We start from the raw sequence: 23,519 nt of genomic DNA, 5'->3' as shown, positions 1-23,519 counted from the left end.
TGCGAGTCTGGAGTGCAACACGCTCGTGTGGAGTGCGCCGCCAGGCAACCGTGTGAGCCACCGTTGCCGTAAGTGGCGCACAGGATACCGGGATTGAGCGCGGCTGCCCAGCCTTGAAATGCTTTGCAACATGCCTGGACGTAGCGATTCAGCTGGCGGCCGGAGGATTTTTTCGCTGGTTGAGGGTTGACCACCAGAACACCCAGCCCAGTACGCGGATGCCTTGCTGGTGAATCTGTTCGGCGCTGAATGATTCGTCCGGGTATTCGTGGTTGTTGTGGCTACGCAAACGCAGGCCGCCGTTGGGCAGGCGGTACAGGTAGCGGATGCGTAGCAGGCCGCCGTGCTCCAGGGCGTACATCTCACCGTCGATGACTTGGGTGGTGTTGCGGTCGATGCCCAGTAGCGAGCCGTTGTGCAGACGGTCGGCCATGCTGTTGCCGTTCATGCTCAGGCACATGGCGTCTTTGGGGTGAATGTTCAGTTCATCCAGGGTATGGCGCGGCAGACGAATCTTGCGGCCAGCGACTTCACTCAGTACGTGCTGGCCGGCTTCGGCCTGTTGGAACACCTGTATTTCCACATCCGCCAGGCTGGCGGGTGCCGGGCCGGGCGTGGGCTCGCCGCCATCGCTCTCATTGGCAGGCTCTGTGGGGTGTTTAGGGCCTTCGCCGGTGCGCAGCCAGCGTGGCGAGACGCTGAGCAGTTCGGCCACTTCGTCCAGGCGTGCCATGGGAATGCCGCGTTTGAACCAGTTGTTCACGTGCTGCGGCGTGACCCGGCGGTTGGCGGCGAAGTCCGTGGCGGAGAGATGGCACTCGCGCAGAAGGGTACGTAGTCGATCACCTGATGTATTCATGGGCACTGAGTGTACGAGTGCAGCGAGCGCGTTTAAATGAACGAAGCGTTCAAATGCGCAGTGCGTCTTGTGGTGGGTGATGAGTGTGCCTACGCAGGCTCTGAGCGCTTGTAGGGCATTTCTCAAGCCTGATATAGCTTGATAAACCCGGCGGCAGAATGGAGTGCGATGGAGGGCGGGGTGTTCAGTGTTTAATCGGGAGGATGTGTAAACGTAATTTTTAAACATGCTCAAGCGCCTGAAACGCCTGGAGGGGCAGTGCCGAAGCGCCCGGGCAGGCGCTTCGCACAGGGTGCAGCGGTATCAGCCCTTGAAGGCGGCAACCGACTTGCTGATCTCGGCGCGGGCCGCGTCAGCGTTGCCCCAGCCTTCGATCTTGACCCACTTGCCTTTTTCGAGGTCTTTGTAGTTCTCGAAGAAGTGCTTGATCTGCTCCAGCAGCAGGGCTGGCAGGTCAGTGTATTCCTTCACGTCAACATACAGCTGGCTCAGCTTGTCGTGAGGCACTGCGATGACTTTGGCATCGCCGCCGCCGTCGTCGGTCATGTGCAGGATGCCAACGGGACGGGCGCGGATTACCGAACCTGGGGCGACCGGGTAAGGGGTCACGACCAGTACGTCCAGCGGGTCGCCGTCGTCAGCCAGGGTGTTTGGGATGAAACCGTAGTTGGCCGGGTAGAACATCGGGGTGGCCATGAAGCGGTCAACGAACAGGGTGTCGGAGTCCTTGTCGATTTCGTATTTGATCGGCGCGTGGTTGGCCGGGATCTCGATCGCGACGTAGATGTCGTTTGGCACGTCTTTGCCAGCCGGAATCTTGCTGTAGCTCATTGGACTATGTCCCCGTGGTTTAACAGACAGTTATCGGGCACCTCTAAAAACTACCTGCGTTGCCATCGCTGCGTTGAAAACAGGCTCAAAATGCTCATTTACAACTCGTAAACTCCGCTTTCTCGCCTGTTTTCGCCTTGCGCTGACTGCCTCGCCTACGTTTTAAGAGGTACCCTATTGGCGCTAACCGCCAAAAAGTGGCCCGGATTATAGGCATATTCCCGAGGGCTTGCCACGCACCGGGCATCTATCCATTAGACGTAGAAGCACGCCCGGTTATTAGCCGGCCGGGTTCTCGACGGCCTCGTGAGCATCAACTTGCTGGTAGGCCGGGTCATCACGTTGCAGCTGTTGCAGGCGCGCCAGTGGGTCCTGGCGGTAGAATAGCTTCAACTGTTCATACACCTTGGGATATGCCTCGTGCAGCAGGTCCGGACCGCTGAAAAAGTATTCGCTGGTGACGGCAAAGAACTCGGCCGGGTTTTCCGCTGCGTAGGGGTCGATGGCGGTTTCGCAGTCTGGATCGGCATCCAGTTGGCGGTTCATGTCGTCAAAGGCACCCTGCATGGCGCTGGCCCAGGCGCTGACGCGCATGTCACTGTGCAGTGGCGGCAGACCGTTGGCGTCGCCGTTGAGCATGTCGAGCTTGTGCGCCAGTTCGTGGATCACCAGGTTATAGGCTTCCCAGCCGCCGCTGGACGCAACGCCGGCCCAGGCGAGAATCACCGGGCCCTGATACCAGGCTTCGCCGCTGTGCTCACCGTCGTACTGGTGTTCCACGCCGCTGCTGTCGCGATAACGCTGCGGGCTGAGGAAGTCGTCGGGATAGATCACCAGTTCATGAAAACCCTGATACCAGTTCAGCTCGCCCAGATTGAGCAACGGCAATTGCGCCTGGGCGGCCAGCAGCAGGCGCTGTTCGTCGTCCAGGGTCACGCCGGGCAGGGTGGTGAGGTGTTTGTCTTGCAGGAACAGTACACAGGCGTCACGCAGCCAGGCGAGTTGCTCGTCGCCCAGCCCGTCAAGGATCGGCAGGCGCTCCAGCACCCGCTGCCAGAGCGCGTCTGGCACCGGGTTGCGCTTGAGGGTGCGTGCCCGGCGCCATTTGCCGAATGACCACATGGGCTCAGCGGGCGTCCGCCGAGCGGCTGAAGCGGGTGCGCAACAGGCCAATGATCATCGGCAGCAGCGACAGCAGGATGATGACCAGCACGCCCAGCGTCAGGTGTTTCTTGATGAACGGCACATTGCCGAAGTAATAGCCCAGAGTGACCAGGCTGCCGACCCAGATAATCGAACCCAGTACGCTGAAACCGAAGAAGCGCAGATAAGGCATGTGCGCCACGCCGGCGACGAACGGAGCAAAAGTGCGAAAGATCGGCAGGAAGCGCGCCATGGTCACGGTCTTGCCGCCATGCCGCTCATAGAACAGGTGGGTTTTGGCCAGATAGTCCTGGCGGAAGATCTTCGAATTGGGGTTGGTGAACAGTTTTTCCCCCATGGTTCGGCCTATGACGTAGTTGGTGCTGTCGCCCATGATCGCCGCCAGCATCAGCAGACCGCCCAGCAGCACCGGGTCCATACCGCCGCCAGCGGCCACGGCGCCGGCGATGAACAGCAGCGAATCGCCGGGCAGGAACGGGAAAATCACCAGCCCTGTCTCGCAGAAAATCACCAGGAACAGAATCGCGTAGATCCAGGGACCATAGTTGGCCACCAGTAACTCAAGGTAAGCATCGAGGTGCAGAATAAGGTCTAACGGGTTGAAATCCATTGGAGTACCTGGTCAATCAGCGTGGTTTTACAGCCGATGTCTATAGCGCGGGCGACGACAGACGCGCGGCATTATAGAGCCAGAACTGCTGGATGGGGTGTGAGAGGGTGTGGCGACAGGTTACAGATTGATGCAGGCGCTCCGGCAGCGGGCCGGTCAGGCTGCGATCTGTTCGCAGCCCACCGCTGCTGTCAGCTGTCGCTGATGGGCAGAACGTAGTTCTTGAACTGGGTGTCTTCCTTGAAGCCGATCGACTCATAGACCCGATGGGCAACCTCGTTATCGATACTGGTCGAGACCCGCATACGCACGGCCTGAGTCTCCTTGGCCATCTTCTTGGCGTGTTTCATCAGATGGTCGGCGACCAACTGGCGGCGTGCATCTTCTGCGACATAGATGTCATTGAGGATCCACACGCGCTTGAGCGACAGGGAAGAAAAACTGGGGTAAAGCTGGCAGAAACCAAGAATCTTTCGTTCGTCGTCTTTGGCTACGGCAAGAAAGATGACTGACTCATCACGGCTCAGGCGTTTTTCAAGAAAGTCCCGGGAAGAGTCCGGGAAGGGCAGCTCGCCGTAAAATTCGCGATATTTCACGAACAGCGGCGTCAGCAGGTCCAGATGTTCCAGCGTGGCTTTGATGATCTGCATGGGTGGGCCTCAACTTCATGATGGGCTGCTGCGCAGGTGAGGGTTCGATGCTGCCGTCTCGCTTTAGAAAGTGCAATCTAAAGCGGTGGGAGGGCAGACCCCCGTGCATTACGGGGGTTGCCTTGAAGACTCTGTATCAGAAGAACCCTAGCGGATTGATGTCATAACTGACCAGCAGGTTTTTGGTCTGCTGATAGTGGTCGAGCATCATCTTGTGGGTTTCCCGGCCTACGCCAGACTTTTTATAACCGCCGAACGCGGCGTGCGCCGGGTACAGGTGGTAGCAGTTGGTCCAGACCCGACCGGCCTTGATACCGCGGCCCATGCGCCAGGCGCGGTTGATGTCGCGGGTCCAGACCCCGGCGCCGAGACCGAATTCGGTGTCGTTGGCAATCGCCAGCGCTTCGGCTTCGTCCTTGAAAGTGGTGATGCTGACCACCGGGCCGAAGATTTCCTCCTGGAACACGCGCATTTTATTGGTGCCTTTGAGCAGGGTCGGCTGAATGTAATAGCCGCTGGCCAGATCGCCTTGCAGGGCTTCGACTTTGCCGCCGGTCAGCAGCTCGGCGCCTTCTTCCTGAGCGATGTCGAGGTAGGAGAGGATCTTGTCGAACTGCTGTTGCGAGGCCTGGGCGCCAACCATGGTGTCGGTGTCCAGTGGGTCGCCGCGCTTGATCTGCTTGATCTTTTTCAGCACCGCGTCGATGAACTGCGGGTAGATCGACTCCTGGATCAGGGCGCGGGACGGGCAGGTGCAGACTTCGCCCTGATTGAAGAACGCCAGCACCAGACCTTCGGCGGCCTTCTCGATGAATTGCGGTTCGGCGTTCATGATGTCTTCGAAGAAGATGTTTGGCGATTTGCCGCCCAGCTCCACGGTCGACGGGATGATGTTCTCGGCGGCCAGCTTCATGATGTGCGAACCCACCGGGGTCGAACCGGTAAAGGCAATCTTGGCGATGCGCTTGCTGCTGGCCAGTGCTTCACCGGCCTCGCGACCAAAGCCCTGGACGATGTTGAGTACGCCCGGCGGCAGCAAGTCGCCAATCAGCTCGACCAGCACGGTGATGCCCAGCGGGGTCTGTTCGGCGGGCTTGAGTACCACGGCATTACCGGCAGCCAGCGCCGGCGCGAGTTTCCAGGCAGCCATCAGGATCGGGAAGTTCCACGGGATGATCTGCCCGACCACGCCCAGCGGCTCATGGATGTGATAGGCCACGGTTCCGGCGTCGATCTCGGCAGCGCTGCCTTCCTGGGCGCGCAGCGCGCCGGCGAAGTAGCGGAAGTGGTCGGCAGCCAGCGGAATGTCGGCGTTGAGGGTTTCGCGGATGGCCTTGCCGTTGTCCCAGGTCTCGGTGAGGGCCAGGGTTTCCAGGTTGGCTTCGATCCGGTCGGCGATCTTCAGTAGCACCAGGGCGCGGGCCTGGGCGCTGGTCTTGCCCCAGGCTTCGCTGGCGGCATGGGCGGCGTCCAGGGCCTTGTCGACATCTTCGGCCGTGGAGCGGGGAAATTCGGCAATTGGCTGGCCATTGACCGGCGAAGTGGTGGTGAAGTACTGACCCTTGACCGGGGCGACGAACTCGCCGCCGATGTAGTTACCATAGCGCTCCTTGTAGCTGACGATGGCGCCTTCGGTACCGGGATGAGCGTAACGCATGGTGTTGCCTCCTTGAGTGGAAGTTCTTTTTTGTGACTATCGTCTGAGCTTTTCATTCGTGCAGTCCACAAGCGTAGGCCATAAACCCCTGTTCTGTAGGCTGAACTTCAGACGTAGATCTGGTCGAACAGGCCAATAAACAGCGGGTGCGATTTCACCTTCCCTGGGCTACCCTGCGCGAAGGATTTTAGAGGTGGTCATGCATATTCATATTCTTGGTATCTGCGGCACGTTCATGGGCTCGCTGGCGGTTCTCGCCAAGGAACTGGGGCACCGGGTAACCGGCTCCGACGCCAATGTCTATCCACCGATGAGCACCCAGTTGCAGGCGCAAGGCATCGAGCTGACCCAGGGCTACGACCCCGAGCAACTTGACCCGGCGCCGGATCTGGTGGTCATCGGCAACGCGCTGTCGCGTGGCAACCCGGCGGTGGAATACGTGCTCAATCGCGGCCTGCCGTACGTCTCAGGCCCGCAATGGCTGGCCGATCACGTGCTGCAAGGCCGCTGGGTACTGGCCGTGGCCGGCACCCACGGCAAGACCACCACCAGCAGCATGCTGGCCTGGGTCCTGGAACACGCAGGCATGGCGCCGGGCTTCTTGATCGGTGGCATCCCGCAGAATTTCACGGTTTCGGCGCGGCTCGGCGATACGCCGTTCTTCGTGGTCGAGGCCGACGAGTACGACAGCGCGTTTTTCGACAAACGCTCCAAGTTCGTCCATTACCGCCCGCGCACCGCTATTCTCAATAACCTTGAGTTCGATCATGCGGACATCTTCCCGGACCTGGCCGCCATAGAGCGGCAGTTCCACCATCTGGTCCGGATTATCCCCAGTGAGGGCCTGATCATTCACCCCACCACCGAGACGGCTTTGCAGCGCGTGGTGCAGATGGGCTGCTGGACCCCGGTGCAGACCACTGGCGAGGGCGGTCAATGGCAGGCGCGTTTGCTCAGCGAAGACGGTTCGCGCTTTGAGGTGGTGTTCGAAGGCCAGGTACAAGGCGTGGTCGACTGGCCGCTGACCGGTCAGCACAACGTCGCCAACGCCCTTGCCACTCTGGCTGCCGCCCGCCACGTCGGGGTGGTGCCTGCTCTGGGTGTACAGGCGCTGAGCGCCTTCAAGAGTGTCAAACGGCGCATGGAAGTGGTGGCCGAGGTGCAGGGCATTACGATCTACGATGACTTCGCCCACCACCCGACTGCGATTGCCACCACCCTGGACGGTTTGCGCAAAAAGGTCGGTGATGCGCCGATCATCGCGGTCATCGAGCCACGCTCCAACTCCATGAAGCTCGGCGCGCACCGCGATGGTCTGCCAGACAGCGTGCAGCAGGCCGACCAGGTGGTCTGGTATGCGCCGCCGAATCTGGGCTGGGATCTGGGCACTACGGCGGCTGAATGCACGGTGCCGGCGGTGGTCTGCGATTCGCTCGAAGCGATCATTGCGCGGGTTAAAAGCCAGGCCCAGTCCGGAACCCATGTGGTGATCATGAGCAACGGCGGGTTCGGCGGCCTGCACGGCAAACTGGCCGAAGCGCTGCAACAGGAGCCGCTGCAATGAGCGGCCCGGAGCGCATCACCGTTGCGGTGACCGGCGCCTCCGGGGCGCAGTACGCGCTACGCCTGCTTGATTGCCTGGTGCGTGAAGACCGCGAGGTGCACTTTCTGATCTCCAAGGCCGCGCAACTGGTGATGGCCACCGAGACCGACGTGCGCCTGCCGCCAAAGCCGGCGATGATGCAAGCCTTCCTCACCGAGTACACCGGTGCCGAAGCCGGGCAGGTTCGGGTGTATGGCCGCGATGACTGGATGTCGCCGGTGGCCTCGGGGTCTGGCTCGCCCAGTGCGATGGTGGTGGTGCCGTGTTCAACCGGCACCCTGTCGGCGATTGCCAGTGGTGCTTGCAACAACCTGATCGAGCGCGCCGCTGACGTAACCCTCAAAGAGCGCCGCCAGCTGATCCTGGTGCCTCGTGAAGCGCCGTATTCCAGCATTCATCTGGAAAACATGCTCAAGCTGTCGAACATGGGCGCGGTGATTCTGCCGGCTTCGCCGGGCTTCTATCACCAGCCGCAGACCATTGATGATCTGGTGGATTTTGTGGTGGCGCGGATTCTCAACCTGCTCAATATCCCGCAAGACATGTTGCCACGCTGGGGCGAGCATCATATGGGCAGTGATGAGTAAGCTGGCCTTGGTGGTGTTGCTGCTCGGTCTGAGCGGCTGCGCCACGGTCAATACCTTGAATGCCGCTCAGCCAGGCGCGCCGCTGGTGTATGCCGGCACCCGCCTGGACCTGTACGCGCTGCAGGGCGGCTGCTGTGCCCAAGAGCGTTTCGGCACTGAAGCACCGCGCTATCCGGCCCTGGACCTGCCGGCCAGCGCGCTGTTCGACACCCTGTTGCTGCCGCTGTCATTGCTGACCGCGTTGGGGGTAGGGTTCGAGGCCAGCGGCGGCTGGTAGCTGGCAGGGGGGAGGCGCACCGCAGCACTTGTCACATCTTGTCCAACCTTCCTGAGTGCAGATGCATACGATTCTCTTTTACCTCCCCTGAATCGTAGGAACGCCCATGTCTTCTCCATTCCGTCTGCGGCCTTCGGCTGTAATGATGCAATTCGCCCTGGCCACGCTGGTCAGCGGCCAGGTCTTCGCCCAAGAGCAGATTCAGGAAGCAGTCGAGACGGCCAGCGTGATTTCGCTGGAAGATGTGGTGGTTACGGCGGCGGGTTATGAGCAGACCGTGGAGCAGGCTCCGGCGTCGATCACCGTGATTACCGGCGACGAGCTGCGCAAGAAGTCCTTCCATGACCTGACCGACGCGCTGCGTGATGTGGAAGGCGTGACGGTCAACGGCAGCGCCAACGAGACCGATATTTCGATCCGTGGCATGCCTGCCGACTACACCCTGATTCTGGTCGATGGCAAGCGCCAGAGCGCCCGCGAGTCGCGGGTCAACGGCAACCGTGGGTATGAGCAGAGCTTCATCCCGCCGGCCGAGGCCATCGAGCGGATCGAAGTGGTGCGTGGCCCGATGTCGTCGCTGTATGGCTCGGACGCCATCGGCGGGGTGATCAACATCATTACCCGCAAGGTCACCCCTGAATGGACCGGCTCGCTCACCTACGATTACTCGGCACGCCAGCACAGCGACCAGGGCAATGCCCGGCAGACTCAGTTCTTCCTCAGCGGCCCGATCATGGACAAGTTGCTGGGCTTGCAGGTCTGGGGGCGTTATCTGGACCGTCAGGCTGACGATGACGTCGAAATCACCAACGGTTTCAGCAAGGCCGACCACAAGGACCTGACCGCGCGCCTGGCGATCACTCCGAATGCCGACCACGATATCCTGCTTGAGGCCGGTGCCACTCGTTTGAAGAACGGTGACGGCCTGAGTGCCAACTGGTCGACCCGCGAGCAGGAAAACAACCGTGATCACTGGTCGATCTCGCACCAGGGCCGTTGGGGCTGGGCGACTTCGGACGTGTCGCTGGCCTATGAGAAATCCAGCCGCGAAGGGCTGGCCAGCGCCAGCCAGAGCGACGTGCTGGGCCGCAAGCCGACCGTGGAAAACACCGTATTCGACGCCAAGCTGGTGATCCCCACCGAGCACAACATCACCACGGTCGGCACCCAGTGGAACGACAGCACCGTCACCGACTGGAACCAGGGCCTGAACGACCGCCGCGACTACGAGTATTCGGTGGTGCAAAAAGCGCTGTTCGCTGAAAACGAATGGTCGGTCACCGATGCCTTCACCCTGACCACCGGCCTGCGCATGGACCACCACGAGCAGTATGGCGTGCACTTCAGCCCGCGGGTCTACGGGGTGTGGAATGCCACCGATGAATGGACCTTCAAAGGCGGTGTGTCGCGCGGCTTCAAAGCGCCTGAGTTGCGTGCGGTGATTCAGGACTACGCTGTATTGCGCCGTAACACCTGGGCGATGCTCGGCAACCCGGACCTGAAACCCGAAACCAGCACCAACTATGAGCTGTCGGCGCTGTGGTCGAACCGCGACAACCTGTCGGCCGGCGCCACGGTGTTCTACAACGACTTCCAGGACAAGCTCTCGACGGTCACCACCACCGAGCGCTGGAACGGCTACCTGATCATGGAGCGCGTCAACGTCGACAAGGCGGTGATTCAGGGGCTGGAACTGAACGGCCGCTGGGATGTGACTGACAGCGTGGCGCTCAAGGCCAACTTCACCTACACCGACTCCGAGCAGAAGAGCGGCGCCAACGCCGGAGCGCCACTGGCGCTGACCCCGGAACGCAAGGCCAACGTGCGCGCCGACTGGCAGCTCAACGACCGGCTGAGCGTGTATGCGGCTGTGAACTACTACGGCAAGGAATACGGCACCACCCTGACCGAAGAAGCGGCGCCGGCCTACACCACTGGCGATATCGGCGGCTCGTTCGAGTTCAGCAAGAACCTGAGCTTCAACGCGGCCTTGCAGAACGTCGCTGACAAACGCCTGGATGATGAGACCTACGGCACCGTCAACTACGGCCGTACCCTGTGGGCGAGCACTACTGTGCGGTTCTGATTGGTGGATCACCCGGCAAACACCGGGCTTCTGTCTGTAGGACCAGCTTTAGCTGCGAAGGCTTTCGCCGCCCTTCGCTGCTGAAGCAGCTCCTACAGGGGATCGCTTACCAATTGATGGGGGGGGGTGTCAGTAGGCCTCTGGCAGCCGCACCACCGCGCACAACCCGGCGGGCGGGCGATTCTCCAGGATCAACTCGCCGCCATGGGCCTGGATACAGGCGCGGGCAATCGCCAGCCCCAGGCCCAACCCGCCGCCCTGGCTATGGTCTGAGTTTCTCTGACCAAGCTGCACGAACGGCTCGAACACCTGGCTCAGCCAGGCCTGTTCGATGCCCGGGCCGTGATCCAGCACTTGCACGATGATCTCGCCGCCGGCTGTCCAGGCACTGAGATGCGCATCGCCGGCATGGCGCAAGGCGTTGTCGATCAGGTTGGTCAGTGCGCGTTTGAGCGCCAGCGGCCGACAATGGCAGACAATCTCCGCGCCGCGCTGCCAGCCGATGGCCTGCCCCATGCTGGCGTAGCGGCGGGCCAGATCGTCAAGCAGATCGCTCAATGACATCCGCACCGTGTCTTCCTGCACCGCATCGCCGCGCACGAAGTTCAGGGTTTCGCGGACCATGGCCTGCAACTCATCGAGACTTTCCAGCATGTCGTCGCGGGCCGGGTCGTCGTCGAGCAGCTCGATTTGCAGGCGCAATTCGGTGATCGGCGTATTGAGGTCATGACTGATCGCCGCCAGCATTCGGGTGCGGCCTTCTACATGCCGGGCGATACGTTCTTGCATGACATTGAAGGCGTGGGTCAGGTCACGGGCTTCCTGCGGACCCTGCAAGGGCAGTGGCGCGATCCATTCGCCGCGGCTGACCCGTTCGGTAGCCTGGGCCAGGTTATTGACCGGTTGCACCACCCGGCGCATGAAGAAGAACACGATCAGTAGCACCGGCAGGGTGGTGACTGGCAGGCTGTAGCTAAGAATGCGGGTCCATTCGTAACTGCCAGTGGGGTGCTGTATGGCATTGAGGTAGCCGCCGTTGGGCAGATCGATGCTGGTACGCAGCCGCAAAGGCGCCCAGCCGGCACCGCTGAACACCCATTCGCGGGCATTGGCGCCGCTGGTGCGTTCCAGTTGCATGCCGATCCGCACGCTGTCGGGCAGCGGCAGGCGCTGGCGCAGGTCGGTGATCAGCCGCTGTTCTTCGGGGCGCATGTCGTGGGTATCGGCCACCGCTTTACTGGCGACCCAGAAATGCGCTTCATGGGTTTGCATGGCCGCCAGCAAGTGCGAGGCGTCTTCGGGCGTCAGGCCCTCGGCCGCATGATAGGCGGTGATCAGCCGTTCCAGCGCCAGGGTGCGCGACAGCGGGTGCAGCAACGCGCCGGTGTGTTGCAGGTAAAGCATGGCAATCGCATTGCAGGCCAGCAGCGCCAGCAGCAGTTGCAGGCCCAGTTGATGGGCCATCCGCCGTGGCCACAAACGCCGCAGCCACTTCATGTGCAGTACGTCGTGACGCTGGCGGCCAGCAGGTAACCGTCGCCCCAGATGGTGCGCAGCAATTCAGGAACGGCAGGGTTATCGTTTAGTTTGCGACGCAGGCGGCTGATCTGTCGGTCAATGGCGCGATCAAACACTTCGTGGTTCGGGCGGGTGGTCAGGTCGATCAGCCGCTGGCGGCTCAGCACCTGATTGGGGTGAGCGAGAAACACGCCGAGCAGACGGCTCTCTACTGTGCTCAGGCGTACCGCCGTGCCATCGGCGCGCAACAGCGTGCCAGTGCTGGCGGTAAAGCTCATGCCGGCAAACTCGTGCCGCTGGGTGTCATGACTGGCAGGTGCCGCACTGGGTATGCCCGCAGTGCTGCCGCGACGGCGCAACAGGCTGTTGATTCGTGCGACCAGCTCGCGGGGCTCGAACGGCTTGGTCACATAATCATCGGCACCGATGTCCAGGCCGCGAACCCGGTCGGCGCTGGTGTCGCGGGCGGTCAACAGAATCACCGGGATGTTATCGCGCCGATGCAGCCGCTGGCACAGCTCGAAACCATCGCCATCGGGCAGCATCACGTCCAGCACGACGACATCGAACGACTGCTGCTGGAGCAACTGCCACATGCCCGCAGCGTCCTCGGCGGTACGTACCTCAAACTGATGACGACGCAGATACACCGCCAGAGGGTCGCGGATCTTGCGATGGTCATCGACGACCAGAATGCGGGGCGCGGGCCGGGTGAGGGGGACAGCAGTGTTCATCGAGAGACCTGGGGCAGCTACGAAAAGTAGATTTGGTGATGATTCTCATTAGCGAGGTCCGCATTCTATCCCATCGCCCGGGTTTTGCCGCCGCTGCGACAATTGTTCACACGCGGGTGGCCGTGCTGCAGTCCGTTCAGCTTTCCCTGGCGGCGGCGTGGTTCTCGCTCCACCTCTGCCACGCTCCGGGCCTTGGTCGCGTAGGGCCAGCCCTGCTCAGGCGCGCTGGCGCGCGTCAGTGTGAGCAAGTGGGGTGAATGGCTTCATGATCAACCTCAAGGATGCTTGAACTGCGCATCCTTACGCGGCTGACGGAAAATTTATGTAGGGTTTTTCAGCCAGCGGGGTCAGAAATGACGTTGTTCCTGAGCCGGCGTTCACGCGTTGCCAGTCGTCACCCTGACTGAGGCAAACCTCATGCTAAGCTGCGCGCTCTCATTTCTTGTGCCTTCATTCCTTGGGTAGCCCCACGCCATGCCCCTCGCCGATAACCTCATCGCCTTCACCCTCGCAGCCACCCTGTTGACGATCACCCCCGGCCTGGACACTGCGCTGATCCTGCGCACCGCCGCCGTTGAGGGCAAACAGCAAGCTTTGCGCGCTGCGCTGGGCATCAATGTGGGCTGCTTGCTGTGGGGCGCGGCCGTGGCCTTCGGTCTCGGCGCGCTGATCGCGGTGTCGGAGCTGGCCTACAACATCCTCAAATACTGCGGCGCGGCCTATCTGTGTTGGCTGGGCGCGAACATGCTGCTGCGCCCGCGCACGCACATTGCGCCGGCCGCCAGCGAGGGCGGCAAGCAGACCAACTGGTTCCTCAAGGGCCTGCTGGGCAACCTGCTCAACCCCAAAATCGGCGTGTTCTACGTGTCGTTTCTGCCGCAGTTCATCCCCCAGGGCGAGCCGCTGGTGGCCTGGACCTTCGGCCTGGTGGGCATTCATGTGGTGCTGGGGCTGGTCTGGTCGCTGAGCCTGATCGGCGCGACCCAGCCGCTGGCCGGGGTGCTGCGCAAGCCGGCGGTGATCAAGTGGATGGACCGCACCACCGGGGTGATCTTCATGCTGTTTGCGGCGCGGTTGGCGTTCAGCAAACGCTGATGCAGCTTAGTGAAAGTCGTAGTACAGAAACCACTCACCGGTGGTCTTGTGCTTCCAGAACATCAGGCTGCCGTTGTCGATCACGTTGAGCTGGATTTTGTCGTCGGTTGAGATCTGGAACACGAACTCGTAGTCGTCGCCCGGATCGATACCCGACTGGCAGAACGAGGGGTAACCGCCGATCTTGTGGTCGTAGGTGTGGTCAATCAGGTCGTAGTAGCTCTCGATCACCCCGTCGTCTTCCAGCTTGAGCACTTCAAGCTCCAGCGCTCTGGGTACGCCGCCACCATCCCAGAGCGGGTAGTCAGCCTCCACCAGAGTGGCCTTGAGCGCAAATGGCTTGAGAAAGGTGTCGACACTCAGGTCTTTGCGCACCAGTTGATCGTCTGCGGTGTATTCGCGGATCAGCCAGTTCTCGCCCATGGGCTCTTCGCCGTCGGGGAAAGGCTCGCTGATGAACACCGTCATGACGTTCACGCCGTCCAGCAGCGGGCTGACGTAGGGCAGGGCCGGCAGGTAGAACTGCGCATAGGGAATCAGCGGCTGGCCGGCGGCATTGGTGGGGATCTGTTCATCGGGCCGGTAAAGAAAGACCTTGCCCAGCCAGCTTTCTTGCAGCGAATCGGTCGGGCGAAAGCCGCCGGCTTCGAATCGGGTCGCCGGTTTTGCCAACTGGCGTTTGATGTCCTGGATGTCCATGCTGATTCCTTGTGTGTCTGTGCCCCGATAGGAACCGTGTGAGCGGCGAAGGTTCGCCCTGCCGTTCGCCGCTGAAGCGGTTGCTACGTGGCGACCCGGCTCAAGGCGTCGTCGGCGACGCGGCAGGCCAGGTCGATCAGGTGATGGGTGGAAAAGGCCAGGTCGCGTTGGGGGCCGCTCAGATTGTCAGCGGTCTCGTAAGCGGTGGCGGCGGCGCAGCGCAGCACGTTGAGTACGTAGACCATCGAGTCTTCCAGGCTGGGTGGGTCGGGGACTGCTTTATTCATCTCATGATCCTCGTTGGGGCCACCGCTGAATCGCTGCTAAACGATCAAGGGTGGCGGCTTCGACGCGGGTTAGCAGACCGGGAGATCATGAGAAAGACCGGCGCACCCGAAGGTGCCCCACGCGAAGCCGCCATAAATGGCAGCTTGCATGTCTCAATGATCTCGTCAGGCTGCTAAACCCGATCGCTGTTTTTTCAGCGACGAACGCAGCCTAGTGGCCGAAATTGACACATGCAAGCGGTCGGGATTTTCTCGGAAACTTCGTACGAAAGAAAGGGAAACGCCTGCCAGAACGGGCCGCGGCGCGTGCTTTTGTGTGAGCTGAAGTAACGCATTTGCCTGGCGCCTCGTTCAGCGGGGCGCTGCCAGGACCTCGACCAACTCACGCACATACCCCGGCAACGCGGCGAAATCCACCGCGCACAGTCGCAACTGGCGGTCTGCCCAGTCATCCGCCAGGCGCACGGCCCTGAAGCCGTGTGGCCCCTGCCAACGGTCCACTGCCGCCTGGGGCACGATGCCTAGGCCAGCGCCGTGGGCGACCATGCGCAAGACCCCGTCGACGCCTTCGGCACGCACCCGGATGCGCAGGCGTTTGCCGGCGTGCAGCGCTTGCTCTTCCAGGTAGATGCCCAGCGCGCTGGTGGCGGCGAGGGCGACGAACTCATGGTCGAGGGTCTGGCTGAAACGAAGGCTGTCGTGCTGCTCCAGTGGATGGCCGGCCGGGATGAGCAACGCCAGCGGGTCGGCGCGAAAGGGCAGGGTCTGCAGGTCGCTGGCGTCGACTGCATCGGTGACGATGCCGATATCGGCACTGCCGTGGCGCAGGGCGTGGAGGATGCGCAGGCTGGGGTGTTCCTGTAGATCAATATCGATATGCGGGTGGCTGACCAGAAAGTCCGCCAGCACTTCGGGCAGGTGCTCGCTCAGGGTCGAGGTGTTGCACAGTAGGCGGATCTGGCCCTTGAAGCCTTGGGCGTAATCGGCCAGCTCATCTTGCAGCCGCTCGACCTGTTGCAGGATCAGCCGCGCATGCCGCCCCAGGGCCTTGCCGGCCGGGGTCGGGGTAACGCCACGCCGGTTGCGCTCCAGCAAGGCGCTGTTCAGCGATCCTTCCATGGCCCGCACCCTGGCACTGGCCGAGGCCAGCGACAAATGGCTGCGGCTGGCCGCGGCGGTGATGTTGCCGGTTTCCAGGATGTTGAGGAAAAGCCGCAGGTCGGTGAGATCGAAGCGCATGGGGAATTCCGGGTCATTGGAGATGTGGGAGACATGCACGGGCCTGGATCACTACCTTGGGCTGTCTGGCAGCGCTGGGGGTTGCGTTGCAGGGCTCAGCCTCAGGCTTGGCCTGAGGCTGGCTGAGTATATGCCAGATGTTCAACCTGTCTGGCCTGAGCCATGCTGTGCCCATGAACGCATTGATCGAGTTTTATCAGAACCTGGGATGGGCCTTGACGGCGCTGGTGGTCGGCACTTTTTGGCTGGCCGGTGCGGTCAAGGGGGTGATTGGTCTGGGCCTGCCCACGGTGGCGATGGGGCTGCTGGGCCTGGCGATGTTGCCCGCGCAGGCGGCGGCATTGCTGATCATTCCGTCCACGGTGACCAACGTCTGGCAACTGGCCAATGGCGGGCATCTGCGCGGGCTGCTCCAGCGTTTATGGCCGATGCTATTGATGATTGCCGTAGGTACCGGGCTGGGGGCATGGTGGCTGGGCATCAATGCCGGGCCGTGGATGACGCATGCCTTGGGTGCTGCGCTGTGTGTCTATGCGCTGAGCGGGCTGTTGTTACCGGCCTTCAAGGTGTCGGCCAGCGCCGAGCGCTGGCTGGGACCGTTGTGCGGTGGGCTGACCGGTATCGTGACCTCGGCCACCGGGGTGTTTGTGATTCCGGCCGTGCCGTACCTGCAAGCCTTGGGGCTGCAGCGCGATCAACTGGTGCAGGCGTTGGGCCTGTCGTTCACCGTCTCGACCCTGGCGCTGGCGGCGGGGCTGGCCGGCAGCGGGGCGCTGGGTGGCGCCGAACTGGGCGCCTCCTGGCTGGCGCTGCTGCCGGCCTTGCTGGGCATGTGGCTTGGCCAGTGGCTGCGCCAGCGCATTAGCGCCGTGGTATTCAAGCGCGTGTTCTTTATCGGGATGGCTGCACTGGGTCTGCATCTGTTGGTGCAGGGCTGAGCACGTCGGCGAAGCGGAAGTCGAAGTCACGGGTCAGGTAGTCCATGCGCTGCTCGGCGAAGCGGGTCATGTGCGGTTGTGCGGCGTGCACATCCAGGTGGGCCTGGCTTGCCCAGGTTTCAAAGAACATGAACAGGCTCGGGTCCTGCCGGTCGCGCAGCATGTGGTACTCGATACAGCCTGGCTCAAGGCGGCTGGCAGCGACGTAACTGCTGAACAGCGCGGCGAACTCGGCGGACTTTTCCGGGCGGGTATGGGCGTAGACGATGAAGCTGACGGGTTCGCTCATGAGCATCTCCTCGATAGACAGTGAGCCGATTTTAATTCAGTAATCACTGTGAAATTCGTGACTTTAAAGCAAAGGTCATTTGCCCCGGCGGGTCTTGGTCGCGCTGCTGCGCCTGTCTATTCTGCGGCCCATTCACTGATTATGTGCCGACAGGCAAAGGTTCTGACCATGAAAAAGATTCTGTTCTTGAATGGCGGCAAACAGTTCGCCCACTCCGATGGCCGCTATAACGCAACCCTGCACCAGGCTGCGCTGGCCCATATGGACCGCGCCGGTTTCGATGTGCAGGAAACCTTTATCGACGGCGGCTACGAGCTGGCCGAGGAAGTGCAGAAATTTCTCTGGGCTGACGTGATTGTCTGGCAGATGCCCGGCTGGTGGATGGGGGCGCCGTGGACGGTGAAAAAATACGTCGACGAAGTGTTCACCGAAGGTCATGGCAGCCTGTACGCCAATGACGGTCGGACCCGTTCGGATGCGTCGCAGAAATACGGCAGCGGTGGTCTGCTGCATGGCAAGCAGTACATGCTGTCGCTGACCTGGAACGCCCCGCAGCAAGCCTTCGACGACCCGACCGATTTCTTCGAAGCCAAGGGCGTGGACGCGGTGTACTTGCCGTTCCACAAGGCCAACCAGTTCTTGGGCATGCAGCCGCTGCCGACCTTCCTGGCGGTGGATGTGATGAAGCGGCCGGATATTGAGGGCGATGTGCAGCGTTATTAAGCTCATCTGAGCGAGGTGTTTGGCGTTTGAGCGCATTCATCAGCCTGCCAATCAGCGCTACCATCCTCTCTCTTGAGCAGGGGAGGCAGCATGAAAGCCAGGTCTGATGAGTTACAGGTGTTCGTTGCCGTGATCGACAGCGGTTCGATTTCCGCTGCCGCCGAACAGCTTGGGCTGACGCCGTCGGGGGTTAGCCGTACGCTCAGCCGGCTGGAAAGCAAGCTGGACACCACGCTGCTCAATCGCACCACGCGGCGCATGGACCTGACCGAGGAGGGGCGATTCTTTCTCGCTCAGGCGCGGGACATTCTTGAGCGAATGCTCAGTCTCGAAGAACACCTGACCCAGTCGCGGCAAAAGCCGGCCGGGCGTCTGCGGGTCAATGCCGCCTCGCCGTTCATGCTGCATTGCGTGGTGCCGCATGTGGGCGAGTTTCGCCGCCTGTACCCGGATATCCAGCTGGAGCTGACCAGCAACGACTGGTTCATCGACCTGCTGGAGCAAAGCACCGACATTGCCATTCGCTTGAGTGAGTTGAGCGACTCGACCTTGCACGCCCGCTCGCTGGGTTGCTGCACTTTGAACATCGTTGCCAGCCCGGCTTACCTCGAGCGCCATGGCAGGCCGACCACTGTTGATGACCTCAGGCAGCACAGCCTGCTGGGCTTTACCCAGGTCGACAGTCTCAATAACTGGCCGTTACGCCATGCCGGTGGCGACCGCCTGCCGATTCAGCCGACCATTGCGGCGTCCAGTGGCGACACCTTGCGCCACCTGGCGCTGGCCGGCGAAGGGATTGCCTGCCTGTCGCACTTCATGACCCATCAAGACCTGCGCGAAGGCCGGCTGGTTGCGATCATGGCCGATATCAACAACGGTTATCGCCAGCCGATCAATGCGGTGTACTACCGCAACTCCAAACTGGCGCTGCGGATTCAGTGCTTTCTGGATTTCATGCAGGAGAAGCTGGCGGTGTATGCGTGTCGTTGAATAGAAAATTCTTACACAACGTATCTGCTTTTGAATCGGCCTGAGGGCGGTGCTCATGCGGATCATTCTGGATACCATCAAGCCAATGATCACTTGGGTAAATCAAAGCCCGGATGATCTGCCAATCAGCGTTTGCATCGTTGATGCACCAGGCAGGATGTGTATGAAAACACGGTATAACAGATTTAATTTGAAGCGACGGATTGCCTCGTTTGATGTGTTTTCCCCAAGCCACCTGCAAGCGTGGGCCAGGCTTATTTCGTATGGCGGTAATCCGGAGCACAAGAAAAATCCAGGCGATTTTGGTCTGACGCCTCCGGCTGATCCTCGACAAGGCAAGTCGCTGTGTGATGTCGCGAAAATTTTCTCCCGCGACGTCGCCCTGGCATTACTGAAAAAAGGCGTGGAAAAGGGCCTCGTCAGCGATAGAGTGGAAAACGGCTGGCCAAAGAATATCTGGTCGGTCGCAGAAGGTGGCATTGCGCTTGAGGCGCAGCTTGAGAATCCGCAAACAGGCCGCTACCACGGATATCCCATGCCTGATAGCGATCCCTTGGCTGCTGAGGTTCTAGACCGCTGGAGGTGCCATGAATGATTTGAGTTTTTCCATCGAGTGGTCTTCTCCCGGCTCGGGTGATCCAGTACTTCGTGCGACCACCGGGCAATTTAAACTCCAGATGGCCGATACATGCCTGACCCGCAATGAGGGCATATGGTCACGCACGATAAGTGACTCGGTGCTCGTGTCTGCGTATCCCTTGGCGCTTTGGCTGGCCTCGTCATGGTGGCGGCTCAGTCACGAGACCTTGCCTGAAGCCGGAGTCAGTCCCTCGCTGGATTGGCGCATGAGTCATGAGCTCGGAGCCGCCAATCATGGCTATGTCTGGCCTCGGGTGATCGTGGCGTCTGATGGAGAGGGAGTGAAGATCTGGGCTGAGCAAAATGCCCGGCAAGATCAGTCGGTACGTTATTTGTACGGTCTGGACGCTCCAGGTGTCGTGACATTGAGCGCTTTCCAGAACTGCGCCGCAGGGTTTATCGAGAGTGTCATAGGACGCCTTGATGCGATGGGCCTTCCAGATAGCGATCTTGCTCAACTCTGGAGTTACGTCTGCCAGGATCGGGACGACTCTGCGGCCTTGCAACGCAGAGTGCTGGAAGCGCAAATGGGTTATGACCCTGAGCAATGTCCTGCGCCGACGCTCGATGAAGTTTTGTGGCTGCAGCAGGCGACGGGGCCAGACGCCATGAGGGAGTTGGCGCCTCTTATCGGACTGCATGGAGCACAGAGAGCGAAAGGGGTTCGTTTGATTCAGGAACTGAACTCGGAACCTGGAATTTCAGGAAGGCCAGAGCTGCCAGCTTTCACAACACCGGTATCAGCATTGCCCTGGAAAAAGGCTGAGACGGCTGCGAAGCAATTGCGTGCTGCACTTGATAACGCGAACCGGCCGATTGATGACCTTGAGTTGTATCAACTGCTGGGGGTATCCGAGAAACAGGTCGACAGGTTTACTGTGGCTGATCGGCAGAGTGTCTCAGTCCTGAAAACATCCGTGCCTGGATCAATAAGCCTGATACCGCGCAAAAAACATCCGGTTGCCAGGCGCTTTGAATATGCCCGCTTCATCGCCAGTCTGTACGAGGCTGCGCAAAGCCGTAGCTATTGGAAGGTGTCTACTGATCTGGCTACCGCACAGCAGCAGTTCCAGCGGGCCTTTGCCGCGGAGTTTCTGTGTCCCGTCGACGCTCTGGTTGATTATTTGGTCGGGAATTTTTCAGAGTCTTCTCGTGAACAAGCTGCTCTTCATTTTGATGTCAGCGAGAAAACTGTAGAGGCCCTGCTTCTAAATCACGGTTACCTGGAAAACACGGTGATTGAACCGAAAGTCCCCTATCAGGTGCGTTCGGTTCATTCCAGGGATGTCTGAGCAGGCGTTCATTGCGAACGCCTGCTTTTTTAACGGCTCCGTAAATGCCTCGTTCATCCTCGGCATTCGCGGCGGGCTTTCTGGGCGACAGTGATATCAATGATGCTCGCGGGTTGCGCGGAATTTCACGTCCGGCCAGCGTTCTTCCATCAGGCTCAGGTTGACCCGGGTCGGGGCCAGGTAGGTCAGGTGACCGCCGCCGTCCACTGCCAGGTTCTCAAAGGCCTTGGTTTCAAACTCTTCGAGCTTTTTCTTGTCATCGCACTCGATCCAGCGCGCCGACCAGACGGTGATCGGCTCGTAGGCGCATTCGACCTTGTATTCCTCTTTCAGGCGGCTGGCGACCACGTCGAACTGCAGCACACCGACGGCGCCGAGAATGATGTCGTTGCTGCGCTGCGGGAAGAACACTTGCGTGGCGCCTTCTTCGGCCAGCTGTTGCAGGCCCTGGCGCAGTTGCTTGGATTTGAGCGGGTCTTTCAGGCGTACGCGGCGGAACAGTTCCGGGGCGAAGTGCGGGATGCCGGTGAAGCCCAGGCTCTCACCTTCGGTGAAGGTGTCGCCAATCTGGATGGTGCCGTGGTTGTGCAGGCCGATGATGTCGCCGGCATAGGCTTCTTCGAGCATTTCACGCTCGGACGAGAAGAAGGTCAGGGCGTCGCCGATGCGCACGTCCTTGTTCAGGCGCACGTGGCGCATTTTCATGCCCTTCTCGTAACGGCCCGAGCAGATGCGCATGAATGCCACGCGGTCGCGGTGCTTGGGGTCCATGTTTGCCTGGATCTTGAACACGAAACCGCTGAATTTCTCTTCGACCGGCTCGACGGTCCGCTCGTGGGCGGCGCGCGCCAGCGGGCGCGGCGCCCAATCGACGACGGCGTCCAGCACGTGGTCAACGCCGAAGTTGCCCAGCGCGGTGCCGAAGAATACCGGCGTCATCTGGCCATCGATGAACGCCTGCGGGTCGAACTCGTGGCAGGCGCCCTGCACCAGCTCAAGCTGTTCGACGAAATTGTCGTATTCATCACCCAGGTGGGCGCGGGCTTCGTCGGAGTCCAGTTTCTGGATGATCTTGGTCTCGGTGCGCTCGTGGCCGTGGCCTGGGGTGTAGACGATGATGTAGTCGCCCGCCAGGTGGTACACGCCCTTGAAGTCGCGGTAGCAACCGATCGGCCAGGTGATCGGCGCAGCCTTGATCTTCAGTACGGCTTCGATTTCGTCGAGCAGTTCGATCGGGTCGCGGATGTCACGGTCGAGCTTGTTGATAAAGCTGACGATCGGCGTGTCGCGCAGGCGGCAAACGTCCATCAGGGCGATGGTCCGTGGCTCTACACCTTTACCGCCGTCGAGCACCATCAGCGCCGAGTCGACCGCCGTCAGGGTGCGGTAGGTGTCTTCCGAGAAGTCTTCGTGGCCTGGGGTGTCGAGCAGGTTGACCATGTGCTCGCGATACGGGAACTGCATGACCGAGGTGGTGATGGAAATGCCGCGCTGCTTTTCCATTTCCATCCAGTCGGAGGTGGCATGGCGGTCGGACTTGCGCGATTTGACCGTACCGGCCACCGAAATCGCCTTGCCCATCAGCAGCAGCTTTTCGGTAATGGTGGTTTTACCGGCGTCGGGGTGGGAGATGATGGCGAAAGTGCGACGTTTCGCGACTTCGGCGGCCTGTTGGGTCATGGGAAATCGCCTGAAAAGGGAGTCAAAAAAGGGCGCAGATTATAGCGCAAGTGAAGGCCAATGCCGAACCGCTCAGTCGATTAAGGGTGGCCAAATGCTGCATTGCGTGGGAACCTTTCGGATCCCGGAGACGTCCATTCCCTTGTAACAGGCCATTTCGGCACTGCTTCAAGGGCTTGATTTATCTGCGTTTCAGCTTGACGAAGCTGTGCTCATGGCTTGTGTTTTCGCCAGGGTTCATCCCCGTTTACGGCGACCCACCTGCTGCTCTTCGCAAACCCGTTTCGCGCGACCCATCGGGCCGCCACAGGCGAGGTTTGCCGACTGAAAAAAGGAGTCCGCCCGTGGCTAATCGCTATGGCAAGGGGCTATTGGGAGGTGCGATTACCATCGTGCTCCTGGCCCTGCTGGTCCAGTGGATCGGCACTGATACGTTCGTGAAGTACAAGGATGACCTGTTGTTTTACCTGCAGGCCCATCTGGTTCTGGTTCTGGTTTCAATGTTGGCGGCCCTGGTGGTCGGTATCCCCGCCGGCATTGTCCTGAGCCGACCGTCGATGGTCGGCAGCGCAGAACGCTTCATGCAAGTCTTCAATATCGGTAACACCGTTCCTCCTCTCGCGGTTCTGGCCATCGCTCTCGGTATTCTCGGGATCGGCAGTGGTCCGGCCATCTTCGCGCTGTTCCTCGCCTCGTTGTTGCCCATCGTGCGCAACACCTACGAAGGCCTGAAAAATGTGCCTGCCTCGCTCAAAGAAGCCGCCACCGGCATCGGCATGACCCCGCGTCAGGTGCTGCTCAAGGTCGAATTGCCCAATGCCGTGCCGATCATCATCGGTGGTGTGCGGGTCTCGCTGGCGCTCAATGTCGGTACTGCACCGCTGTCGTTCCTGATTGGCGCCAACAGCCTGGGCAGCCTGATCTTCCCCGGTATTGGTCTGAACAATCAGCCGCAACTGCTGCTGGGCGCTGCCTGCACGGCGTTGCTGGCACTGTTGCTTGATGCCTTGGTCACGCTGGGTAGTCGCATCTGGCTGGAGCGCGGTCTGCACCGCTGAGATAAGGAACTGAC

At 60.9% G+C, this 23,519-nt stretch carries 24 protein-coding genes; 11 read left to right on the top strand and 13 right to left on the bottom strand.

Annotated features, from left to right (window positions below; all coding sequences use genetic code 11):
• Positions 1 to 148 precede the first annotated feature (148 nt).
• The 6 genes from NJC38_RS12300 to NJC38_RS12275 all read right to left on the bottom strand — a co-directional run bounded on the left by NJC38_RS12300 (position 149) and on the right by NJC38_RS12275 (position 5,771).
• Entirely contained in the window at positions 149 to 859 is a 711-nt protein-coding gene (locus NJC38_RS12300) for a helix-turn-helix transcriptional regulator (RefSeq protein ID WP_253114993.1), read from the bottom strand.
• A 303-nt stretch (positions 860 to 1,162) separates the two neighbouring features.
• Complete coding sequence (ppa, locus tag NJC38_RS12295) at positions 1,163 to 1,690, bottom strand: inorganic diphosphatase (RefSeq protein WP_045487186.1); 528 nt, start codon at positions 1,688 to 1,690, stop codon at positions 1,163 to 1,165.
• Positions 1,691 to 1,969: 279 nt separating this feature from the next.
• A complete protein-coding gene (locus NJC38_RS12290; protein ID WP_253114992.1) occupies positions 1,970 to 2,812 on the bottom strand; it encodes a M90 family metallopeptidase in 843 nt (280 codons plus the stop codon).
• A 4-nt stretch (positions 2,813 to 2,816) separates the two neighbouring features.
• Entirely contained in the window at positions 2,817 to 3,464 is a 648-nt protein-coding gene (locus NJC38_RS12285) for a DedA family protein (RefSeq protein ID WP_045487192.1), read from the bottom strand.
• Positions 3,465 to 3,655: 191 nt separating this feature from the next.
• Positions 3,656 to 4,114, bottom strand: coding sequence for a GNAT family N-acetyltransferase (locus NJC38_RS12280; protein WP_045487195.1), 459 nt, complete (start codon positions 4,112 to 4,114; stop codon positions 3,656 to 3,658).
• 136 nt (positions 4,115 to 4,250) lie between these two features.
• Positions 4,251 to 5,771 carry an aldehyde dehydrogenase family protein gene (locus NJC38_RS12275; protein ID WP_253114991.1) on the bottom strand — a complete coding sequence of 507 codons (1,521 nt, stop codon included), beginning with the start codon at positions 5,769 to 5,771 and terminating at the stop codon, positions 4,251 to 4,253.
• Positions 5,772 to 5,970: 199 nt separating this feature from the next.
• Here NJC38_RS12275 and mpl point away from each other — a divergent pair, with 199 nt between their 5' ends.
• The 4 genes from mpl to NJC38_RS12255 all read left to right on the top strand — a co-directional run bounded on the left by mpl (position 5,971) and on the right by NJC38_RS12255 (position 10,324).
• Positions 5,971 to 7,335, top strand: coding sequence for a UDP-N-acetylmuramate:L-alanyl-gamma-D-glutamyl-meso-diaminopimelate ligase (mpl, locus tag NJC38_RS12270; protein WP_253114990.1), 1,365 nt, complete (start codon positions 5,971 to 5,973; stop codon positions 7,333 to 7,335).
• A complete protein-coding gene (gene ubiX / locus NJC38_RS12265) occupies positions 7,332 to 7,961 on the top strand; it encodes a flavin prenyltransferase UbiX (RefSeq protein WP_253114989.1) in 630 nt (209 codons plus the stop codon). The genes mpl and ubiX overlap by 4 nt, the downstream gene beginning before the upstream one ends.
• Positions 7,954 to 8,238: a YceK/YidQ family lipoprotein gene (locus tag NJC38_RS12260; RefSeq protein WP_253114988.1), complete on the top strand. Its 285-nt coding sequence runs from the start codon at positions 7,954 to 7,956 to the stop codon at positions 8,236 to 8,238. The genes ubiX and NJC38_RS12260 overlap by 8 nt, the downstream gene beginning before the upstream one ends.
• A gap of 106 nt (positions 8,239 to 8,344) precedes the next feature.
• Entirely contained in the window at positions 8,345 to 10,324 is a 1,980-nt protein-coding gene (locus tag NJC38_RS12255; RefSeq protein WP_253114987.1) for a TonB-dependent receptor, read from the top strand.
• A 129-nt stretch (positions 10,325 to 10,453) separates the two neighbouring features.
• On the opposite strand, the gene NJC38_RS12250 is transcribed toward NJC38_RS12255, so the two are convergent.
• Both NJC38_RS12250 and NJC38_RS12245 read right to left on the bottom strand, forming a co-directional pair.
• The gene (locus NJC38_RS12250; protein ID WP_253115015.1) at positions 10,454 to 11,788 is read right to left on the bottom strand and encodes an ATP-binding protein; all 1,335 of its coding nucleotides are present in this window, start codon (positions 11,786 to 11,788) and stop codon (positions 10,454 to 10,456) included.
• A gap of 29 nt (positions 11,789 to 11,817) precedes the next feature.
• Positions 11,818 to 12,576 (bottom strand): response regulator transcription factor, encoded by a 759-nt coding sequence (locus NJC38_RS12245; protein WP_253114986.1) that lies wholly within the window; start codon positions 12,574 to 12,576, stop codon positions 11,818 to 11,820.
• Between the two features lie 474 nt (positions 12,577 to 13,050).
• Between NJC38_RS12245 and NJC38_RS12240 the strand changes: the two genes are divergently transcribed.
• Positions 13,051 to 13,671: a LysE family translocator gene (locus NJC38_RS12240; protein ID WP_045487252.1), complete on the top strand. Its 621-nt coding sequence runs from the start codon at positions 13,051 to 13,053 to the stop codon at positions 13,669 to 13,671.
• Positions 13,672 to 13,677: 6 nt separating this feature from the next.
• Here the strand turns inward: NJC38_RS12240 and NJC38_RS12235 are convergent, their stop codons facing one another.
• The 3 genes from NJC38_RS12235 to NJC38_RS12225 all read right to left on the bottom strand — a co-directional run bounded on the left by NJC38_RS12235 (position 13,678) and on the right by NJC38_RS12225 (position 15,896).
• Positions 13,678 to 14,370 carry a DUF1963 domain-containing protein gene (locus tag NJC38_RS12235; protein ID WP_045487255.1) on the bottom strand — a complete coding sequence of 231 codons (693 nt, stop codon included), beginning with the start codon at positions 14,368 to 14,370 and terminating at the stop codon, positions 13,678 to 13,680.
• Positions 14,371 to 14,453: 83 nt separating this feature from the next.
• Positions 14,454 to 14,657: a DUF3077 domain-containing protein gene (locus NJC38_RS12230; RefSeq protein ID WP_253114985.1), complete on the bottom strand. Its 204-nt coding sequence runs from the start codon at positions 14,655 to 14,657 to the stop codon at positions 14,454 to 14,456.
• Between the two features lie 351 nt (positions 14,658 to 15,008).
• The gene (locus NJC38_RS12225; protein WP_253114984.1) at positions 15,009 to 15,896 is read right to left on the bottom strand and encodes a LysR substrate-binding domain-containing protein; all 888 of its coding nucleotides are present in this window, start codon (positions 15,894 to 15,896) and stop codon (positions 15,009 to 15,011) included.
• A gap of 173 nt (positions 15,897 to 16,069) precedes the next feature.
• On the opposite strand from NJC38_RS12225, the gene NJC38_RS12220 reads away from it, so the two are divergent.
• Positions 16,070 to 16,834 (top strand): sulfite exporter TauE/SafE family protein, encoded by a 765-nt coding sequence (locus tag NJC38_RS12220; protein ID WP_253115014.1) that lies wholly within the window; start codon positions 16,070 to 16,072, stop codon positions 16,832 to 16,834.
• Here the strand turns inward: NJC38_RS12220 and NJC38_RS12215 are convergent.
• Positions 16,788 to 17,123, bottom strand: a complete 336-nt coding sequence (locus tag NJC38_RS12215; RefSeq protein WP_045487261.1) for a putative quinol monooxygenase — start codon at positions 17,121 to 17,123, stop codon at positions 16,788 to 16,790. The genes NJC38_RS12220 and NJC38_RS12215 overlap by 47 nt on opposite strands.
• 168 nt (positions 17,124 to 17,291) lie before the next feature.
• On the opposite strand from NJC38_RS12215, the gene NJC38_RS12210 reads away from it, so the two are divergent.
• The 4 genes from NJC38_RS12210 (at position 17,292) to NJC38_RS12195 (ending at position 20,767) form a co-directional block, all read left to right on the top strand.
• Entirely contained in the window at positions 17,292 to 17,846 is a 555-nt protein-coding gene (locus NJC38_RS12210) for an NAD(P)H-dependent oxidoreductase (protein ID WP_253114983.1), read from the top strand.
• Positions 17,847 to 17,936: 90 nt separating this feature from the next.
• Entirely contained in the window at positions 17,937 to 18,836 is a 900-nt protein-coding gene (locus NJC38_RS12205) for a LysR family transcriptional regulator (RefSeq protein ID WP_253114982.1), read from the top strand.
• 55 nt (positions 18,837 to 18,891) lie between these two features.
• Positions 18,892 to 19,431, top strand: coding sequence for a hypothetical protein (locus NJC38_RS12200; protein WP_253114981.1), 540 nt, complete (start codon positions 18,892 to 18,894; stop codon positions 19,429 to 19,431).
• The gene (locus NJC38_RS12195) at positions 19,424 to 20,767 is read left to right on the top strand and encodes a hypothetical protein (RefSeq protein WP_045487270.1); all 1,344 of its coding nucleotides are present in this window, start codon (positions 19,424 to 19,426) and stop codon (positions 20,765 to 20,767) included. Before NJC38_RS12200 ends, NJC38_RS12195 begins: the two co-directional genes overlap by 8 nt.
• Before the next feature lie 96 nt (positions 20,768 to 20,863).
• On the opposite strand, the gene NJC38_RS12190 is transcribed toward NJC38_RS12195, so the two are convergent.
• Complete coding sequence (locus NJC38_RS12190) at positions 20,864 to 22,447, bottom strand: peptide chain release factor 3 (RefSeq protein WP_045487273.1); 1,584 nt, start codon at positions 22,445 to 22,447, stop codon at positions 20,864 to 20,866.
• Between the two features lie 344 nt (positions 22,448 to 22,791).
• Here NJC38_RS12190 and NJC38_RS12185 point away from each other — a divergent pair, with 344 nt between their 5' ends.
• Positions 22,792 to 23,505 carry an ABC transporter permease gene (locus tag NJC38_RS12185; RefSeq protein ID WP_045487276.1) on the top strand — a complete coding sequence of 238 codons (714 nt, stop codon included), beginning with the start codon at positions 22,792 to 22,794 and terminating at the stop codon, positions 23,503 to 23,505.
• Positions 23,506 to 23,519: the final 14 nt, after the last annotated feature.

This window comes from Pseudomonas sp. 21LCFQ010, assembly GCF_024129905.1.
In the GTDB taxonomy this organism is placed as follows: Bacteria; Pseudomonadota; Gammaproteobacteria; order Pseudomonadales; family Pseudomonadaceae; genus Aquipseudomonas.
This window is presented reverse-complemented; position numbering and strand designations above follow the sequence as displayed.

Coding starts and splice junctions, on each gene's coding strand:
- NJC38_RS12300 (WP_253114993.1), bottom strand. CDS start 859: ATGAATACATCAGGTGATCGACTACGTACCCTTCTGCGCGAGTGCCAT.
- ppa (WP_045487186.1), bottom strand. CDS start 1,690: ATGAGCTACAGCAAGATTCCGGCTGGCAAAGACGTGCCAAACGACATC.
- NJC38_RS12290 (WP_253114992.1), bottom strand. CDS start 2,812: ATGTGGTCATTCGGCAAATGGCGCCGGGCACGCACCCTCAAGCGCAAC.
- NJC38_RS12285 (WP_045487192.1), bottom strand. CDS start 3,464: ATGGATTTCAACCCGTTAGACCTTATTCTGCACCTCGATGCTTACCTT.
- NJC38_RS12280 (WP_045487195.1), bottom strand. CDS start 4,114: ATGCAGATCATCAAAGCCACGCTGGAACATCTGGACCTGCTGACGCCG.
- NJC38_RS12275 (WP_253114991.1), bottom strand. CDS start 5,771: ATGCGTTACGCTCATCCCGGTACCGAAGGCGCCATCGTCAGCTACAAG.
- mpl (WP_253114990.1), top strand. CDS start 5,971: ATGCATATTCATATTCTTGGTATCTGCGGCACGTTCATGGGCTCGCTG.
- ubiX (WP_253114989.1), top strand. CDS start 7,332: ATGAGCGGCCCGGAGCGCATCACCGTTGCGGTGACCGGCGCCTCCGGG.
- NJC38_RS12260 (WP_253114988.1), top strand. CDS start 7,954: ATGAGTAAGCTGGCCTTGGTGGTGTTGCTGCTCGGTCTGAGCGGCTGC.
- NJC38_RS12255 (WP_253114987.1), top strand. CDS start 8,345: ATGTCTTCTCCATTCCGTCTGCGGCCTTCGGCTGTAATGATGCAATTC.
- NJC38_RS12250 (WP_253115015.1), bottom strand. CDS start 11,788: ATGGCCCATCAACTGGGCCTGCAACTGCTGCTGGCGCTGCTGGCCTGC.
- NJC38_RS12245 (WP_253114986.1), bottom strand. CDS start 12,576: ATGAACACTGCTGTCCCCCTCACCCGGCCCGCGCCCCGCATTCTGGTC.
- NJC38_RS12240 (WP_045487252.1), top strand. CDS start 13,051: ATGCCCCTCGCCGATAACCTCATCGCCTTCACCCTCGCAGCCACCCTG.
- NJC38_RS12235 (WP_045487255.1), bottom strand. CDS start 14,370: ATGGACATCCAGGACATCAAACGCCAGTTGGCAAAACCGGCGACCCGA.
- NJC38_RS12230 (WP_253114985.1), bottom strand. CDS start 14,657: ATGAATAAAGCAGTCCCCGACCCACCCAGCCTGGAAGACTCGATGGTC.
- NJC38_RS12225 (WP_253114984.1), bottom strand. CDS start 15,896: ATGCGCTTCGATCTCACCGACCTGCGGCTTTTCCTCAACATCCTGGAA.
- NJC38_RS12220 (WP_253115014.1), top strand. CDS start 16,070: ATGAACGCATTGATCGAGTTTTATCAGAACCTGGGATGGGCCTTGACG.
- NJC38_RS12215 (WP_045487261.1), bottom strand. CDS start 17,123: ATGAGCGAACCCGTCAGCTTCATCGTCTACGCCCATACCCGCCCGGAA.
- NJC38_RS12210 (WP_253114983.1), top strand. CDS start 17,292: ATGAAAAAGATTCTGTTCTTGAATGGCGGCAAACAGTTCGCCCACTCC.
- NJC38_RS12205 (WP_253114982.1), top strand. CDS start 17,937: ATGAAAGCCAGGTCTGATGAGTTACAGGTGTTCGTTGCCGTGATCGAC.
- NJC38_RS12200 (WP_253114981.1), top strand. CDS start 18,892: ATGCGGATCATTCTGGATACCATCAAGCCAATGATCACTTGGGTAAAT.
- NJC38_RS12195 (WP_045487270.1), top strand. CDS start 19,424: ATGAATGATTTGAGTTTTTCCATCGAGTGGTCTTCTCCCGGCTCGGGT.
- NJC38_RS12190 (WP_045487273.1), bottom strand. CDS start 22,447: ATGACCCAACAGGCCGCCGAAGTCGCGAAACGTCGCACTTTCGCCATC.